This is a genomic window from Paenarthrobacter sp. UW852 (genome assembly GCF_024608385.1).
GTDB lineage: Bacteria > Actinomycetota > Actinomycetes > Actinomycetales > Micrococcaceae > Arthrobacter.
Genome location: NZ_JAMSGY010000002.1, coordinates 284,137 through 300,925, shown reverse-complemented (window position 1 = coordinate 300,925; position 16,789 = coordinate 284,137). Strand labels below are relative to the sequence as shown.

At 63.1% G+C, this 16,789-nt stretch carries 17 protein-coding genes; 10 read left to right on the top strand and 7 right to left on the bottom strand.

What is annotated here, in order from left to right; translation table 11 throughout:
- The first annotated feature begins 36 nt into the window (after positions 1 to 36).
- From NEK97_RS04500 to NEK97_RS04475, 6 genes are read left to right on the top strand one after another with little or no spacing between them, the layout of a single operon-like run.
- A complete protein-coding gene (locus NEK97_RS04500) occupies positions 37 to 603 on the top strand; it encodes a hypothetical protein (RefSeq protein WP_235519219.1) in 567 nt (188 codons plus the stop codon).
- Between the two features lie 10 nt (positions 604 to 613).
- Entirely contained in the window at positions 614 to 1,447 is an 834-nt protein-coding gene (locus NEK97_RS04495; protein WP_235519220.1) for an exodeoxyribonuclease III, read from the top strand.
- 21 nt (positions 1,448 to 1,468) lie between these two features.
- Positions 1,469 to 2,581, top strand: a complete 1,113-nt coding sequence (trpS, locus tag NEK97_RS04490; protein WP_235519221.1) for a tryptophan--tRNA ligase — start codon at positions 1,469 to 1,471, stop codon at positions 2,579 to 2,581.
- 4 nt (positions 2,582 to 2,585) lie between these two features.
- Positions 2,586 to 3,263 (top strand): 2'-5' RNA ligase family protein, encoded by a 678-nt coding sequence (locus tag NEK97_RS04485; protein WP_235519223.1) that lies wholly within the window; start codon positions 2,586 to 2,588, stop codon positions 3,261 to 3,263.
- Positions 3,190 to 4,275: a YihY/virulence factor BrkB family protein gene (locus tag NEK97_RS04480; protein WP_235519225.1), complete on the top strand. Its 1,086-nt coding sequence runs from the start codon at positions 3,190 to 3,192 to the stop codon at positions 4,273 to 4,275. Before NEK97_RS04485 ends, NEK97_RS04480 begins: the two co-directional genes overlap by 74 nt.
- Before the next feature lie 26 nt (positions 4,276 to 4,301).
- Positions 4,302 to 4,454, top strand: a complete 153-nt coding sequence (locus NEK97_RS04475) for a DUF1269 domain-containing protein (protein ID WP_235519229.1) — start codon at positions 4,302 to 4,304, stop codon at positions 4,452 to 4,454.
- A 15-nt stretch (positions 4,455 to 4,469) separates the two neighbouring features.
- Here the strand turns inward: NEK97_RS04475 and NEK97_RS04470 are convergent, their stop codons facing one another.
- A complete protein-coding gene (locus NEK97_RS04470; RefSeq protein WP_257369017.1) occupies positions 4,470 to 6,563 on the bottom strand; it encodes a hypothetical protein in 2,094 nt (697 codons plus the stop codon).
- A gap of 109 nt (positions 6,564 to 6,672) precedes the next feature.
- Positions 6,673 to 7,599, bottom strand: coding sequence for a glycoside hydrolase family 43 protein (locus tag NEK97_RS04465; protein ID WP_257368740.1), 927 nt, complete (start codon positions 7,597 to 7,599; stop codon positions 6,673 to 6,675).
- A gap of 110 nt (positions 7,600 to 7,709) precedes the next feature.
- Here NEK97_RS04465 and NEK97_RS04460 point away from each other — a divergent pair, with 110 nt between their 5' ends.
- Positions 7,710 to 9,011 carry an ABC transporter substrate-binding protein gene (locus tag NEK97_RS04460; RefSeq protein WP_257368739.1) on the top strand — a complete coding sequence of 434 codons (1,302 nt, stop codon included), beginning with the start codon at positions 7,710 to 7,712 and terminating at the stop codon, positions 9,009 to 9,011.
- 72 nt (positions 9,012 to 9,083) lie between these two features.
- Here the strand turns inward: NEK97_RS04460 and NEK97_RS04455 are convergent, their stop codons facing one another.
- The 5 genes from NEK97_RS04455 to sdhC form a co-directional block, all read right to left on the bottom strand.
- A complete protein-coding gene (locus NEK97_RS04455; RefSeq protein ID WP_257368738.1) occupies positions 9,084 to 9,851 on the bottom strand; it encodes a carboxylesterase in 768 nt (255 codons plus the stop codon).
- Between the two features lie 117 nt (positions 9,852 to 9,968).
- Positions 9,969 to 10,751: a succinate dehydrogenase iron-sulfur subunit gene (locus NEK97_RS04450; protein WP_211713080.1), complete on the bottom strand. Its 783-nt coding sequence runs from the start codon at positions 10,749 to 10,751 to the stop codon at positions 9,969 to 9,971.
- Complete coding sequence (gene sdhA, locus NEK97_RS04445; RefSeq protein ID WP_257368737.1) at positions 10,751 to 12,550, bottom strand: succinate dehydrogenase flavoprotein subunit; 1,800 nt, start codon at positions 12,548 to 12,550, stop codon at positions 10,751 to 10,753. The genes NEK97_RS04450 and sdhA overlap by 1 nt, the downstream gene beginning before the upstream one ends.
- Positions 12,551 to 12,661: 111 nt before the next feature.
- The gene (locus NEK97_RS04440; RefSeq protein ID WP_257368736.1) at positions 12,662 to 13,138 is read right to left on the bottom strand and encodes a succinate dehydrogenase hydrophobic membrane anchor subunit; all 477 of its coding nucleotides are present in this window, start codon (positions 13,136 to 13,138) and stop codon (positions 12,662 to 12,664) included.
- A gap of 3 nt (positions 13,139 to 13,141) precedes the next feature.
- Positions 13,142 to 13,522 carry a succinate dehydrogenase, cytochrome b556 subunit gene (gene sdhC / locus NEK97_RS04435; protein ID WP_211713083.1) on the bottom strand — a complete coding sequence of 127 codons (381 nt, stop codon included), beginning with the start codon at positions 13,520 to 13,522 and terminating at the stop codon, positions 13,142 to 13,144.
- A gap of 253 nt (positions 13,523 to 13,775) precedes the next feature.
- Between sdhC and NEK97_RS04430 the strand changes: the two genes are divergently transcribed.
- The 3 genes from NEK97_RS04430 to NEK97_RS04420 all read left to right on the top strand — a co-directional run bounded on the left by NEK97_RS04430 (position 13,776) and on the right by NEK97_RS04420 (position 16,780).
- A complete protein-coding gene (locus NEK97_RS04430; protein WP_257368735.1) occupies positions 13,776 to 14,909 on the top strand; it encodes a mannose-1-phosphate guanylyltransferase in 1,134 nt (377 codons plus the stop codon).
- Positions 14,910 to 15,019: 110 nt separating this feature from the next.
- Positions 15,020 to 16,225, top strand: a complete 1,206-nt coding sequence (locus tag NEK97_RS04425; protein WP_235519243.1) for an amidohydrolase — start codon at positions 15,020 to 15,022, stop codon at positions 16,223 to 16,225.
- 120 nt (positions 16,226 to 16,345) lie between these two features.
- Positions 16,346 to 16,780 (top strand): MarR family winged helix-turn-helix transcriptional regulator, encoded by a 435-nt coding sequence (locus tag NEK97_RS04420; protein ID WP_257368734.1) that lies wholly within the window; start codon positions 16,346 to 16,348, stop codon positions 16,778 to 16,780.
- Positions 16,781 to 16,789: the final 9 nt, after the last annotated feature.

The window sequence follows — 16,789 nt, the reverse complement described above, 5'->3', positions numbered from 1 at the left end:
GCACAGGCACCATTGGTCTTTTGAGAGAATAGAGCCATGCAATCTCTCGGTGACCCGCGCCCGTCCACGTCCCCCGCCGGCAAAGGCATGTTCAAGGGCTTCCGCATCGGCGGCCTGGGGATGACTGTCGTCATCATCGCCTTCCTGGTGGCCGTCATCTTCGCGGCCAACAAGAACGACGTCGTGGGCTGGGTCGTCGCCGCAGTGGCCTTCGGCTGGCTGGCACTGGCCACCTTCGTAGTCCTGAGCATTCGCAAGGCCGCGCAGCGGGCCGGGGCGAAGCTGAGCGAAGCGCAAGCGGCATTCAACTCCGCAACCGGCCGCGCGCCGTCGTCGGGTGTTGCTGACAATGGCGGCACCCGCGTGGTCGCTGAACGCAGCCAGGCAGACGAAGTCCGCGACCTCAAGTTGGACCACTCCTTCAAGATCGTCCAGGTGCAGGTGCGTGTGGTGGACGAGGAACGCGCCAAGGGAGCCGCTGCGGACCAGGACACCATCAACCGGGCACTGGAAACCATCGCCATCACGGCCACCAACGCCCGGGACATGATCAAGTCCCCAGGTGGCTCGGAGGAGCCTGTAGCCGGAACCATCATCGACTAGAGTGGACCGGGTGAGTACGGCATTGAAGAAGGATTTCCTTCGCATCGCATCAGTCAACGTCAATGGCCTGCGGGCTGCCTACAAGAACGGCATGGCGGAATGGCTGGAGCCCCGCGAGGTTGACATCCTGTGCTTGCAGGAAGTGCGGGCCCCTGATGACATCGTCAGGAAGCTGATCGGCGAGGGGTGGCACATCCTCCACACCGAGGCTGAAGCCAAGGGCCGGGCCGGAGTAGCCATCGCCTCCCGCCAGGAGCCCACAGCTACCCGCATCGGGATCGGCGACTCCTATTTCGATACCTCAGGCCGTTGGGTCGAGGCGGATTACACCGTGCAGACCGCTGCCGGCGACTTCACCACTCTTTCCGTCGTCAGCGCCTACGTGCACTCCGGCGAAGTGGGGACGCCCAAGCAGGACGACAAATTCCGTTTCCTGGATGCCATGGCCGTCAGGCTGCCCGAGCTCGCCAAGCACAGCGATCATGCCTTGGTGGTTGGCGACCTCAACGTCGGACACACAGAACTCGACATCAAGAACTGGAAGGGCAACGTCAAGCGTGCCGGCTTCCTCCCCGAGGAGCGGGCATACTTCGACCGCTTCCTCGGCGAAGAGATCGGATGGAGGGATGTCCACAGGGGCCTGGCAGGAAATGTCGCCGGCCCCTACACCTGGTGGTCCCAGCGCGGTAAGGCCTTTGACACTGACACTGGCTGGCGCATCGACTACCACCTGGCCACCCCGGGCCTTGCAGCAGCCGCTTTCTCGGCCGTTGTTGACCGGGCGCCTTCGTGGGACACCCGCTTCTCTGACCACGCACCGCTGGTAGTCGACTACCGGCTCTGAGCTTCCGAAGGTATTTTCTCCATGACCAGTTCCATCACGACTGAAACCGGCACCGCGGCCACAGAACGCGCCGCAGCGTCCACCAAGCTGGCCGTCGGCGCCAAGCACCGCGTTCTCTCAGGCATGCAGCCGTCCGCTGACTCCCTGCACCTGGGCAACTACCTGGGTGCCTTGGTCAACTGGGTCCGGATGCAGGACGAGTACGACGCCGTGTTCTTCATTCCGGACCTCCACGCCATCACCGTGCCGCAGGATCCGGCCGAGCTGGCCCGCCGCACCCGTGTTACGGCCGCGCAGTACATTGCAGGCGGCGTGGACGTGGACAAGTGCACGTTGTTCGTCCAGTCCCAGGTTCCTGAGCACGCCCAGCTGGCCTGGGTCCTGAACTGCATCACGGGCATGGGTGAAGCTGCCCGCATGACCCAGTTCAAGGACAAGGCACAAAAGCAGGGCTCGGACCACGCGAGCGTTGGCCTGTTCACGTATCCCATCCTGCAGGCCGCGGACATCCTGCTCTACCAGCCGCACGGCGTGCCCGTCGGTGAAGACCAGCGCCAGCACGTGGAGCTGAGCCGCGACCTCGCGAACCGCTTCAACAGCCGGTTTGGCGAGACGTTCCAGGTGCCCGAAGCCTTCATCCAGAAGGAATCGGCCAAAATCTACGACCTCCAGAACCCCACGGCCAAGATGTCCAAGTCTGCCGAATCACCGGCCGGGCTGATCAACCTCCTGGACGATCCCAAGACAGTGGCCAAGCGCATCAAGTCCGCTGTCACGGATACCGAAACCGAGATCCGCTACGACCGCGAAAACAAGCCTGGTGTTTCCAACCTGCTGACCATCTACTCGGCCATCAGCGGCACACCCGTGGAAAAGATCGTGGCCGACTACCAGGGCAAGATGTACGGCCACCTCAAGGTGGACCTCGCCGAGCTCGTCTCCACCCACCTCGCACCCATCCGGGAACGGGCCAACGAGCTCCTGGCGGACCCGGCAGAACTGGACCGCCTGTTGGCCCTCGGCGCGGACAAGGCCCGCGGGATCGCCTCAGCCACCCTGGCCGATGTCTATTCCAAGGTCGGCTTCCTGCCGTACCGCGGAGACGCCGTACACGGCGAGCAGGGAGTCCGCTAAGCCCATGTGCTCTGCTGGCCAGCTCAACGTCGAGACCGACGCCCGGAAGGGTGTCGGTCCGGACGATTCTCGCCAGCCGGCTGTCACCGGCGCCGATTGTGGTGCCGGTGACACCATGTGCGTGGGCGTGATTCTCGGCTTCCCGCCTGAGATCGCCCAAGAGCTCCAGGAATGGCGGGCATCGTTCGGTGATCCCATGGCGGCTGTCATTCCTGCGCACATCACCCTGATCACCACTACGCCCACCCAGGACTGGGCAGCAACCCGCGAGCACGTGCGGGCGGTCGCCAAAACGCAGGAACCGTTCAACATCACCATCTCGGGTACTGGTTCCTTCCGGCCCGTCTCGCCCGTGGTGTTCGTCAACGTCGAAGAGGGCTTTGAGGAGTGCGTGCAGCTGCACGAGAAGCTGCAAAGCGGCCCGCTTGAGCGGATGCTTCCCTTCCCGTACCACCCGCACGTCACGGTGGCCCACGACGTCGCCCAGAAGAACCTTGATGAGGCCGAAACGGTGCTCAGGGATTACCGGGCGACGTTCCCAGTGGTTAGCATGGGACTTTACGAGCACGACACCAATGGAATATGGCAGCTACGGGAAGAGCTCGACTTTGGCGGCGATACTGACGAGGAACAGCAAGCGGATCCAAGCCACGGCGGCGGACGCTCCTCCGCTGCCAACTGAGCTGGCCAAGCTCAAACTGGAGCTTCTGCATAAACGGCAGGAATTAGGCCACGCCAAGCGCTCCGGCGCGGGCTTCCCGGCCAGGGCAGGTGCATTCTTCGCCGTTTTCATGGCCAGGCTGAACACCAACCGCGCCATGCGCTCGTTCCAGCATTACTCGCGGCAGCACGGGCCTTTGCTCAGCGCGGGCATTGGCTTCAACATGTTCTTTTCGGTGACAGGTCTCCTCACTACCGGTTTCGCGATCGCCGGAATCGTCCTGGGCGGCAATCCGGTCCTCGAAGACGCCGTCATCAGCAGCGTGGCCGCCGCCGCTCCAGGGCTCCTGCAGGTCGACGGCGGTAAAGGGCTGGTGGATCCACAGACGCTGCTCAACCCGTCCGGGCTGGGGTGGACGGCGCTCATCGCGGCGGCGGTCACCATTTTCACATCCCTGGGTTGGATTGCCAGCGTCAGGGAAGGTCTTCGGGGGGTTTTGAACGCTGGCCCCCTGGTGCGAAATGTGCTCCTGCAGAAGGCCATCGACGCCGGTACGCTCCTGCTCCTCGGCGTCATCCTGGTGATCAGCGCCGGAGCCTCGCTGATCTTTGGAACCGCGGCGGACTGGTTCATCGGCTTGCTGAAGCTAAACGAGGAGGTGGCAGCGCCCATCGCCGCCACCGTCAAGATCGTGGTTCCGCTCCTTTTGAACTGCGCGACGGCGGCAGTACTGTTCCGTGTCGCCGCTGGCCTGAAGTTGGGGCGCCAGGCCTTCCTCGAAGGGGTGGCGCTGGCCGGGGTCGGAACCACCGTCCTCCAGTTCTTCAGCACCGAGCTCCTTGCCCGGTCCGGGAACAATCCCGTCCTGGCGTCGTTCGCCATCATCATCGGCCTGCTGATCTGGTTCAACCTGGTGAGCCAGGTTTATCTTGTTTCGGCGTCGTGGGCGGCGATCCGCGAGGCTGATGCCGAATCGGGGGAGGCGCCGCGCACGAAGGTCCTCGGTTCGCGCCGCGTAGCGCCCCGTACCTGACTCTTTTCTGGCCCCGGGAGGCGCGAATGAACAACCAGCTGTGGATCGCCTGTCTCGTCGGTGCTGCGGCAGGTCTCGTCGTTGGGCAGCTGATCTTCAACTCACCCTTCCTGGGCATCCTCATCGGTGTGGGGCTGGGGGCTCTTGTGGGTGCCGCCGTGGGTCCCCGCCGCAACTAAGAGCAACGCGGGAGGCTACGGGGCCTTGGCCAGCCCCTCCCACTTCACGGTCCAGTCCGAAGGGAATCCCGGGGCGTGCTGCTCAGGTCCGTTGTCCCAACCCGCTGCCATCAAAGCGACTGCAGCCAACAATCCGCCGTTGCCGGGAAGATACAACGGCAGGGAGTCGGTTTGGCGGTTGTGTCCATTGGCGAGGAACGTGTTCTTCCCGGCGTCCAGCAGGAGTGCGTCCACCGCAGCTTCCGGGTCCTCCAGCCGCGCAGCCGTCATGGCCATCACGGGGTAGTCCCAGCCCCACGTGCTGCCCCAATCCCAGTCGGCAAGCACAGCCGTCAGGGTTGCCCGCATGGTCGCTGGATCAATCACGTCCGTCTGCGGGAGGACGCCGAGTGCGCACAACATGGAGGGGTGGTCGGTGCGGATGGTGAACGGCTCGACGTCGATGGCCGCGTACACGTCGTCGATCACCCGTGGCTTGACCATGCCGTCCGCTACCACCGACCATTCCTCCACCGGTTCCAGGCCCAACCTCTCCCGCCAAGCGGCAGCTGTTCTGAGCCCCCACTGCCAGTACGCCAACTCGAAGGTGGGGTTGGCGACCGTAGCCCTGATGGAGCCGTAGCTTTCCTGGGCCGGCACGAGTGGAGGACCCAATTCAAAGCCGCGGGACGTGGGATGCGCGAAGCTGGCCATGAAGGCGGCCGACTCGAAAACAATCTCCTCGAACTCCTCCAGCACCTCGCGGCTGGGGTTGGCCCTATACACCAGCTCTGCGAGATAAATCGGGTGTGGCTGCTGCCAGAGGAGGAAGGTGCCAATGGTGCTGGGGCTTTCCCGGCCGTCCGGACCCACCTGCTTGGGCCATCGCACGCCGTCCAAACCCTGTGCCTTGGCGGTCTGCCGAGCGCTGTCCAGGACTGTGGAGTACCACCGCAGGGACGGCAGGAGCAGCTCCACCCGGTTCCAGTGCGCGAAATGCGCGGCATGCCACCAATGCATTTCCAGGTGGAAGCGGCCACGCCACGAGTTGCACACCAGCCCTGTTTCCTGCGGAGGCAACGAACCAGCGCAGTTGACCGCTGTCAGGTATTGCGACAACACAATCCTGCGTTCCAGTTCCTTCGCCCGGGGATCGTCCGTGGCCTCCAGTTCCAAGGCACCGCCGGAGGACCAGAACTGCGGCCAATACTGCGCGGAGGCGGCGATGACGATTCCAGCAGTTGAAAGCACGACGCCGTATCCCGCCGCCGCTTGGAGGCCGGGCTGGGGTGCCGCTGGGGTTGAGCGGATAGAGCCACGTGGAATGCAGTCGCCGTCTCCGGAAGGGGTGAAAAAGACGGCGAAGTCCAGCACGTCTGGAGCTCCCGGATCCCTGTCCTCCGCGGACACGCGGATAGTGTGTTGCCCTGTCTGTTCAACTCCCAGGCGTTGCCCGGTGATCAACGCCTGGTACCGGGAGTTGTCCAGTGCACGGAAGACCGGCCAAGCGGTTGTCCCTTGGTCATCGGCAGAGGACATGGGCACGCCCACAACGGTGGAATGTGCGTCCGGCCTGGTCCAGTCAGCGGCGTCATGCCAAGCTTCGGAACCGTAAGGGAAGTCCACGCCTATTACCAGGCCGGACCGGAGGGCGGGCGACTCAATGCGGAAGGCGACTTCGTCGCGGTACGGGTGGCACGCCGTCGTGATTTTGACGGGGTAACCGGCCAGTGTGAAGCGACTGGTCACCACGCCTGTCCACAGGTCCAGCGTTTGCTCGGCGTCTGTGATGTCCGCCTGGTCCAGCGGGCGTTCAGTGCCGTGATCCAGCCAGCGCAGTCCGATGCGGCCCAAGTCCAACCGGTGTGCGTTGGCCCGCAACCAGTTTTCTGCCTCTGACGTGCCCGTTTCCCGGTCGTTGACGATGTCGCCCACCATGTCCACGTAGGGGACAGGACCCCGTGGTGAGTCATACATGACGGTGGAACCTGCAAGGTCGTGCGGCTGCTGGGAGGGAACGGAGTGCCAGCCCCACTGCGCTTGGGTCCCCAGCAGGGTCCCCGGTGGCAGCTCGTCGCGTGCGCCAACGGGATAGGCGCCCGGAAACGACTGCAAGCCGGTCAGGTCCATGGTGAAGGCGAATTCGCCGTTGCCGACGGACACAGGGCTTCGCGGGTCGAGCTGGTGCTGCCGGACGTTGTGGCGGCGGACGAGTTTCTCGCGGTCGATGGGTTTGTTGTTACGCACGGTGCGGATCCCGTTCCTGGGTTGCTGGTTGGAGGACAACGGTGTCTTCAAGTTCCCGCAGTGGGAAGAATGCGGCCCGCTCATACGGAGTCTTGTTGGGTTGGTGGAGGGTAAGGAACAAGCCGCCGTCGAGCCTGCGGCCGATCATGCCGTGGCCGCCGTCGGTGTTCCACAGTGGTTCTTCCTCCTGGATCCACGGGCCAAGCACAGTCCCGGAGGTGCTGCGCGCTATGCCCATGGCATAGCCGTTGTCACCGAAGCTGGACCACAGCATGATCAGTTTGCCGCTGCTGAGCCGGAACAAGAACGGGCCATCGGTGACATGGACAGGAAGCTCCCGGTCCTTTGCGGACGGAACATCCAAGGCCCGGGACCATGGCGCTTCCGAGGCGCTGAAAAGGAACACCGGCACGCCCTCGGCGGTCCGCAGGTCCGGGCTGAGGCGCTGGGCCATCATGGCGCCGTCATGCACCTGCTTCCATTCGTGGCAGAAGACCATCCACGGCGTCCCTTGCTGGTCCACGTGGAGGGTCCCGTCCAGGCACTGCCAGTTTGCCGGAGTGAGCGGACCGTCGCTCCACGGTTCGAACGGTCCTTCCGGCGCTTCCGTGGCAAGAACCTGGGTTCCACGGAGCCGGCCGGGTGCAATGAATGTGGCAAACATGAAGTACCGGCCTTGATACTGGTGCACTTCGGGGGCCCAGTACTGTTCTTGGCTCCAGAATCCGGGAGACGGGCGGAAGGCTGCCACTGGTCCCTCCCAGCGGATCAGGTCACGGCTCGCGTAGCAATCGAAACCCGTTGCCTGGCCGGACCAGATGTTCCGGTCGGTACTGCCAAAGAGCAGATACCGCCCGGAGGCGGGCAGTGTTAGTACGAATGGATCCCTGATTTGGATGTCATCCAAGCTGTGCGACACGGTGGTTTCCTCTGCTGCAGATATAGTTCATGCCCCAAACTATTGACGAATATACACCGCCTTGATACGTTTCAGGAACCGTTTTCTTGAGTCTGAAAGAAGCTTACCCAATGGCGCGTAAATCTCTCCGTATCATCCAAAAATCCATCGCCTTCGTCGCCGCTCTCGGCCTGATGGGCCTCACTGCGGCCTGCTCCAGCCCGTCCTCAAACCAGCCGGAGAACGGCCCAATGGAAATCAGGTTCTCCTGGTGGGGCAACGCAACCCGGGCGGACATCACCAGCAAAGCCATCAAGGAGTTCGAGGCCGCAAACCCCAACATCAAGGTGAAGCCCGAATACGGCGATATCAGCGGTTACTTCGACAAGCTCGCAACCCAAGTAGCTGCAAACGACGCTCCCGACGTTATTACCATGGGTGGAGCGTACCCCGCCGAATACGCAAACAGGGGAGCGCTGCTGGACCTGTCCAAGGTCAAGGATTCCCTGGACCTCTCTAAACTGGACCCGGGTGCCCTGGAGAATGGCCAGGTCAAGGGCGCGCAGTACGGTGTGTCCACTGGCGCGAACGCACTGGCAATTGTGGCTAACCCCGCCGTGTTCCAGGCGGCCGGCGTGGAACTTCCCGACGACACCTCATGGACCTGGGACGATTTCGCCAAGACCGCGAAGGACATTACCGATAAGAGCCCGAAGGGAACCTACGGTACAGCCACCGTCCTGACCCACGATTCACTGGACGCCTTCGCCCGGCAGCACGGCAAGTCGCTTTACACGCAGGACGGACAGCTTGGCTTGGAGAAGGACACGGTTCAGGCCTACTTCGATTATTCGTTGAAACTCAGCGAAACCGGTGCGGCCCCCAGCGCATCGGAGACCGTTGAGAAACTCAATGTCAGCACCGAGCAGACACTCATGGGCATGGGGCAGGCCGGGATGATGCTCACTTGGAGCAATTCGCTGACTGCGCTGAGCAAAGCCTCCGGTGCCGAGCTGAAACTGCTCAAGCTGCCGGGTGAGACGCCCACTCCCGGCATTTGGCTCCAGTCCTCGCAGTTCTACACCATCTCCGCCCGCAGCAAGCACACTGATGCAGCAGCCAAACTGGTCAATTTTCTGGTCAACAACGAGGCCGCGGCTAAGATCGTTCAAAGCGACCGCGGTGTGCCCAGCAATGCCGGCATGCGTACCGCCATTCAGGATCTCCTGACGCCACAGGGCAAGACCGAGGCAGCGTACATCGACCAGATCGGCAAGATGGAGTTCGCGCCGACGTTCATCGGTCCCACCGGTTCAACGGCGGTCTCCGAGATCACGGCCCGCATCAACACCGATGTCCTGTTCAAGCGGCTCACTCCCGAGAAGGCTGCGGAACAGTGGCTCAGCGAAAGCAAAGCCGCCATCGGCAAGTAGCCAAGAGCAACGCGGGGTCACTTTTGGCCCGTCCAGGGGTGGAACATGGGCCACAAGTGACCCCGGGTTGCTTTAGGAGACTTCGAGGTAGGGGTCGGCCCACGCGGCAATGATTCGTGCAACCCGTGCTGCTTGGCCCTTCCCGGTGAGGAGGTGTTCGCTGCCCTCCAGGGAAATGAAGCTGCGGGGGTGCCGGGCGGTGCGGAAAATCTCGCTGGCGTTATCGATCCCCACCGTGTTGTCGGTGGGGGAGTGCATCACCATGAGCGGCTTGTGGAGGGTCCGGATGCAGTCGCGCAGGTCGGCCCGCTCCACGTCCTCCACGAAGTGCCTGCGGACCTCCATGGGCCGTCCGCCCAGATCCACCACGGCACTGCCATCGCGCAGGATCGATTCGATCTCGGCGTCGAACATGTGCTCGACGTGCTTGGGCTCGTAGGGGGCACCAACGGTCACCACTGCGTTGAGCCCGGGGATATCGCGGGCCGCGGCCAGGACAGCGGCACCGCCGAAGGAGTGGCCTACCAGCAACGAAATCGAGCGGCCCTGTTCGCGCATGAACCCGGCGGCCAGGATCGTGTCAGCCACCTTGACGCTGAACGAGCCCGCAGACCACTCTCCCTCGGATCCACCCAGGCCAAGGTTGTCGAAGCGCAGCATCCCGATTCCCTGCTCAGCAAGGCCCTTGCAGATGCGCGAGGCGGCGGGGCTGTCCTTGCCAAGGGTCAGGCCGTGCGAGTAAAGGCCCCAACCGCGGACGGGGCCCTCAGGGACATCCACGATGCCGGCCAGCGTGTCGCCGGTGCTTCCGGTGAAACTGATCTTCTCAGAGCGTGACACGCTGGTCTCCTTGTGGTGCGATAACCGGTTTGCTGACGGTGATTAACGACGACGGCGCCGGTCACCATGTGGGGTGAGCGGCGCCGTCGTCGTGCTGTTCTTTAAGGGAACGGCTAACTAGATCTTGCGTGCCAGGATGGCCTGCTTGACCTCGGCGATTGCCTTGGTCACCTGGATGCCACGGGGGCATGCTTCGGAGCAGTTGAAGGTGGTGCGGCAGCGCCACACACCTTCTTTGTCGTTGAGGATTTCCAGGCGCATGTCGCCGGCGTCATCACGGGAATCGAAGATGAAGCGGTGTGCGTTGACGATCGCTGCCGGACCGAAGTACTGGCCGTCGGTCCAGAAGACCGGGCAGGACGAGGTGCAGGCGGCGCACAGGATGCACTTGGTGGTGTCGTCAAAGCGCTCACGGTCCTCGACGGACTGCAGGCGTTCCTTGGTGGGCTCGTGGCCCTTGTTGATCAGGAACGGCATGACTTCGCGGAAGGACTGGAAGAAGGGTTCCATGTCCACGATCAGGTCCTTCTCCACGGGGAGGCCCTTGATCGGCTCGACGGTGATGGGCTTGGACGTGTCCAGGTCCTTCAGCAGCGTCTTGCAGGCGAGGCGGTTGCGGCCGTTGATGCGCATGGCATCGGAACCACAGACACCGTGGGCGCAGGAGCGGCGGAAGGAAACAGTTCCGTCGATCTCCCACTTGACCTTGTGAAGGGCATCCAACACGCGGTCCGTGCCGTACATGGTCAGCTTGTAGTCGTCCCAGCGTGCCTCGTCCGAGATTTCCGGATCGTAGCGGCGTACGCGAAGCGTGATGTGGAACGTGGGGATTTCACCGTCGCCGGCAACGCTTGCCGGGAGCTCGATCTTGGAAGCGGGCTCTGCCATTTCGGTCGTCATTAGTACTTACGCTCCATCGGCTCGTAACGGGTGAAGATGACGGGCTTCGTCTCAAGACGGATGCCCGCAACAGATTCCGCCGAGGATGCGGCGGTGACGGTGTTGTCCAGGTAAGCCATGGAGTGCTTCATGAACTTCTCGTCGTCGCGGTCCGGGAAGTCCTCACGGTAGTGGCCACCGCGTGACTCTTCACGGTGCAGCGCACCGACGGTCATGACCTTGGCCATGTCCAGGAGGAAGCCCAACTCCACGGCTTCCAGGAGATCCAGGTTGAAGCGCTTGCCCTTGTCCTGGACCGTGACGTTCTTGTATCGCTCTTCGAAGGATGCGATGTCACGCAGGACCTGCTCCAGCGATTCCTTGGTACGGAACACCTGCATGTTGGCGTCCATGGTGTCCTGCAGTTCCTTGCGGATCTGCGCAACACGCTCAGTGCCGTTGCCGGTAAGCAGGCGGTCCAGGATGCCACGGGTCATGGCTTCGGGGTCAGCCGGCAGCTCAACAAAGTCAGCAGTCTTGGAGTACTCCGCAGCGGCGATACCGGCGCGCTTGCCGAACACGTTGATGTCCAGGAGCGAGTTGGTGCCGAGGCGGTTGGAGCCGTGCACGGAAACACAGGCAACTTCACCGGCTGCGTAGAGGCCCGGCACGATCGTGTCGTTGTCCTGCAGCACCTCGGTGGTGATGTTCGTCGGAATGCCGCCCATGGCGTAGTGCGCGGTGGGGAACACGGGAACCGGATCCGTGAACGGTTCCACACCCAGGTAGGTGCGGGCGAACTCGGTGATGTCCGGAAGCTTGGCCTCGATGTGCGCAGGTTCAAGGTGGGTCAGGTCCAGGAGGACGTAGTCCTTGTTCGGGCCACAGCCGCGGCCTTCACGCACTTCGTTGGCCATGGCGCGGGCCACGATGTCACGGGGTGCGAGGTCCTTGATGGTGGGGGCGTAGCGCTCCATGAAGCGCTCACCCTCGGAGTTACGCAGGATGGCACCTTCACCACGTGCACCCTCGGTGAGGAGGATGCCCAGGCCGGCGAGGCCGGTCGGGTGGAACTGGAAGAACTCCATGTCTTCCAGGGGGATACCGCGGCGGAACGCGATGCCCATGCCGTCACCGGTGAGGGTGTGGGCGTTGGAGGTGGTCTTGAAGACCTTGCCGGCGCCGCCGGAGGCGAACACCACGGACTTGGCCTGGAAGACGTGGAGTTCGCCGGAAGCGAGGTCGTAGGAGACAACGCCTGCAACGCGCTTCTGCTTGTACGGAGTACCGTCTTCGCGTACTGCGTCTTCTTCGACGATCAGCAGGTCCAGGACGTAGTACTCGTTGTAGAACTCAACGTTGTGCTTGACGCAGTTTTGGTAAAGCGTCTGCAGGATCATGTGGCCGGTACGGTCAGCTGCGTAGCACGCACGGCGGACAGGAGCCTTACCGTGGTCGCGGGTGTGGCCACCGAAACGACGCTGGTCAATGCGGCCCTCAGGCGTGCGGTTGAACGGCAGACCCATCTTTTCCAGGTCCAGCACGGCGTCGATGGCTTCCTTCGCCATGACCTCGGCTGCGTCCTGGTCAACCAGGTAGTCGCCACCCTTGATGGTGTCAAAGGTGTGCCATTCCCAGTTGTCTTCTTCGACGTTGGCCAGTGCTGCACACATGCCGCCCTGTGCCGCACCAGTGTGCGAACGGGTGGGGTAGAGCTTGGTCAGTACCGCTGTGCGTGCGCGCTGACCGGACTCGATCGCGGCGCGCATGCCGGCGCCACCTGCACCGACAATGACGACGTCGTACTTATGGACCTGCATACCAGATGCTCTCTCTTTCAAAATTCAGATGGTCGGCGGAGGCTGCTCCGCTACGTCCGGCGAACCGGTTTACTCCAAGGAGGGGCCGGACCGCCGCTGTGGCACAGCCCGCTACGGGGCCGGGCAGAATCCGCCAGGCAGCTGAACGCCGTCGACGACGGGGCACGGGTTGAAGGTGAAGATCACCAGAGTGCCCAGGATGATGATGACCAGGGTGGCCGCATAAAGGACCATCTTGAGCCAGAAGCGAGTGGAATCCTTCTCGGCGTAGTCGTTGATGATGGTGCGGACGCCGTTGGTGCCGTGCAGCATGGCAAGCCACAGCATGGCCAGGTCCCAGAACTGCCAGAAGGGATCGGCCCACTTGCCGGCAACGAAGCCGAAGTCGATGGCGTGGATGCCATCGCCCACCATCAGGTTCACGAAGAGGTGGCCGAAGATCAGGACCACCAGGACGATGCCGGAGAGGCGCATGAAGAGCCAGGCGATCATCTCGAAGTTGCCGCGGCTGGAACCGCTGCGGTTGTACTTCGGCGCGATCTTGCCGCTCCCGATTTTCCCGCTGCGCGGGGATTCGATGGTTGTCATGGCTTAGTGGCCTCCCAGCGCAAGGGAAAGGTGGCGGATGGCGAAGCCGGCGAACGTGACCAGCCACAGTGCAAGCACGATCCACAGCAGCTGGCGCTGGTACTTCGCGCCCTTCTTCCAGAAATCGATGGCGATCACACGCAGGCCGTTGAAGGCGTGGAAGATGATCGCTGCGACCAGGCCCGTTTCACCCAGGGCCATCAGGGGGTTCTTGTATGCGCCGATGACGGCGGTGTAGGCCTCAGGGGACACGCGCACCAATGAGGTGTCCAGCACATGGACCAACAAGAAGAAAAAGATCACTACACCGGTAATACGGTGTCCAACCCAGGACCACATGCCTTCACGGCCGCGGTACAAGGTGCCAGCTGGTTTTGTCGGCACTGATTAAACCTTCCTGCAACACAGCGGCGCTGGCATGGGATCCATGCGGGGGGAACGCCTGCTGCGAGAGCACTCGTAGCTCACGCCTAAATCTAGGCTTCGCTCACAGCATATTCAATTTAGGGCGGACTTCTCTGCTTGTTAATTCCATGTTTCCTGCCCGGATTCAGGCGATTTTGGGAACTGCCTGAGACGAACGCCACATGCGTGGCGTTCTGCGGGGCTTCCTGCTTGCACAGGATAAAGTGTTGCGGTGAGTACAGAAGACGCGAAATACCCGGAATCGCCATTGGACCGCTTTCACGCGGTCATTCCGGCGGGCGGTGTGGGGACCCGGCTGTGGCCACTCTCGCGTGCCGCTGCGCCCAAGTTCCTCCACGACCTGACCGGTTCGGGCAGCACGTTGTTGAGGGCCACCTATGACAGGCTCGAGCCGCTGGCCGGAGACCGCGTGCTGGTGGTCACCGGTGAAGCGCACCGTGCCGCCGTGTGCCGCCAACTGCCTGAGGTAGGGGATGACGAGCTCGTCCTCGAAAGCGAGCCCAAAGACTCCGGCGCTGCCATCGGGCTGGCCGCCGCGATCCTGCACCGCCGCGATCCGGAGACCATCATGGGTTCCTTCGCCGCAGACCAGGTCATCAGCCCGGACGACCTCTTCCAGGAGGCCGTGCGTGAGGCGATCCACACAGCTGCCAAGGGCAAGATCGTCACCATCGGTATTAAGCCCACGCACCCGTCAACGGGCTTCGGCTATATCCGCTCAGGCGCGGCCCTGAACGTCGAGAGTGCTCCGAATGCCATGGCTGTGGCCGAGTTTGTTGAGAAGCCCAGCCAGGAAGTGGCCAACAAGTACTTCGAAGCCGGGGACTACGTGTGGAACGCTGGCATGTTCGTTGCGCCGGTCGCACTAATGCTGAAGCACCTCGAAGCGAACCAGCCGGTGCTCTTCGCGGGCCTGCAGGAGATCGCCGAAGCGTGGGACACGCCCCAGCGCGACGAGGTCAAGGCCCGTGTCTGGCCAACCTTGCCCAAGATCGCCATCGACTACGCCGTGGCTGAGCCTGCAGCGGAAGCCGGGGACGTCGCCGTCGTGCCTGGCACTTTCCGTTGGGACGACGTCGGCGACTTCGCCGCGATCGGTCGACTGAACAACGCCGGCGACGTCGACGAAGTCACCGTTCTGGGCGAGGGCGCCCGCGTCTTCGCGGAGAATGCCAGCGGCGTGGTGGTTTCTGACACCAAGCGCGTCATTGCCCTGATCGGCATCAAGGACGTGGTCATCGTGGACACCCCGGACGCCCTGCTGGTGACCACGAAGGAGCACGCGCAACTGGTCAAGGGCACCGTTGACGCCCTTAAAGCCAGCGGCGACACGGACGTGCTGTAACGCATCTGCTTATACCGTGAGCCACCTCTTTGGTTGCCCTGCGTCTGAACGCAGCGTAACCAAGAGGTGGCTTTCGTTCTTCGGAGGCCGCGCATGGCTAGAGTTGTGACGTGCGCAATTACACGACTGAAACCGAGCCCACCCCTGTTGTCGGTCCCTGGGTTGACGAATTCCTGCCCGGACTCATTGAATTCCGGCGTGACCTCCATGCGCACCCTGAACTGTCCTTCAAGGAGTTCAGGACGACCGACAAGCTCGTAGAGCGCCTCGAGGCAGCGGGCCTGAAGCCACGTCGGCTCGAGGGCACCGGGCTCACTGTGGATGTCGGCGAAGGGCCCATTGCCACAGCACTCCGCGGCGACATCGACGCCCTGCCGATCATCGAGGAGACCGGCCTTCCGTTCGCTTCGAAGAATCACGGCGTCACCCATGCCTGCGGGCACGACATCCACACCACCACCATGCTGGGCATTGCCCTGGTGCTGCACCGGATGCACAAGAACAACCCGTTGGGCGGCACGGTACGCATCATTTTCCAGCCCGCCGAGGAAACCATGCCCGGAGGCGCTTTGTCCTGCATCGAGCAGGGTGTGTTGGAAGGGGTTCCCCGTATCCTGGCCCTGCACTGTGATCCCCGGATCAACGTGGGCCAGATCGGCACCCGCATTGGTGCGATCACGTCGGCATCGGACACCATCAAGATTGAACTGTCCGGGCGTGGCGGACACACGTCACGGCCGCACCTTACCGAAGACCTGGTCTTCGCTTTGTCGCAGATCGCCATCAACGTCCCGGCTGTACTTTCCCGTCGGGTGGATGTCCGCAGCGGTGTTTCCGTGGTGTGGGGCCAGATTTCTGCCGGATCGGCTCCCAATGCCATCCCGGCGTCGGGCTACATGGCCGGCACCATGCGCTGCTTGGACCGGGACGCCTGGCACAGCGCCGGCGAATTGCTGGACGACGTCGTCAAGCAGGTGGCAGCACCCTACGGCGTTGATGTGCACCTGGAGCACACCCGCGGGGTGCCGCCGGTGGTCAACTCCGAGCATGAGACCGCCCTGATCGAGGCTTCCGCGAGGGCGGAACTTGGCGAGAACGCCGTGGTCCTGACCCCGCAGTCCATGGGCGGAGAAGATTTCGCGTGGTTCCTCGCGGATCTTCCCGGAGCCATGATGCGGCTTGGGACGCATACCCCTGGCGGCGAGGAGTATGACCTTCACCGCGGGGACTTCATCGTGGATGAGCGCGCGCTTGGGTACGCGGTGCGGGTGCTTACCGGCGCTGCCCTGCGGACCATCCGCGACCTGGAGTCCTAACCCCGACCAAGCCGTCAAGCGCGTTCTTTCCCCTCAAAAACTCGCTTATCGGCAACCTGTTCTGCTTAGTGCCGGCCAATTGAGTTGTGCACAATTGAATTGTGCACTATCGTTTTATCCATGAGTGATGCACCCCGCCTCCGCCACCAGGTCTGCTTTGCGCTGTATTCGGCGTCCAAAGCGGCCACAGCGGTCTACCGCCCCGTGCTGGAGGACCTGGGCCTGACCTACCCGCAGTACCTGGTCATGCTGGTGCTGTGGGAGCAGGAACCGCGCAGCGTCCGCGAACTGGGCGCCGAACTGGGCCTCGATTCCGGCACGCTTTCGCCGCTCCTCAAGCGCCTTGAGGGCCTGGGTCTGGTGGAGCGTAAGCGGTCCTCACAGGACGAGCGCCGGGTTGACGTTGTGCTGACCGACGCCGGCAGGGAACTCAGCGCCCGCGCCCAGGCCGTGCCCCAGGCATTGGCCGATGCTGCGGGACTGTCCGCCGCGGAGATCCAGCAACTCCACGCCACGCTCGGCAAGCTCACCACGGCCTTGAACAGCTCACTCTAAGAATTTTCC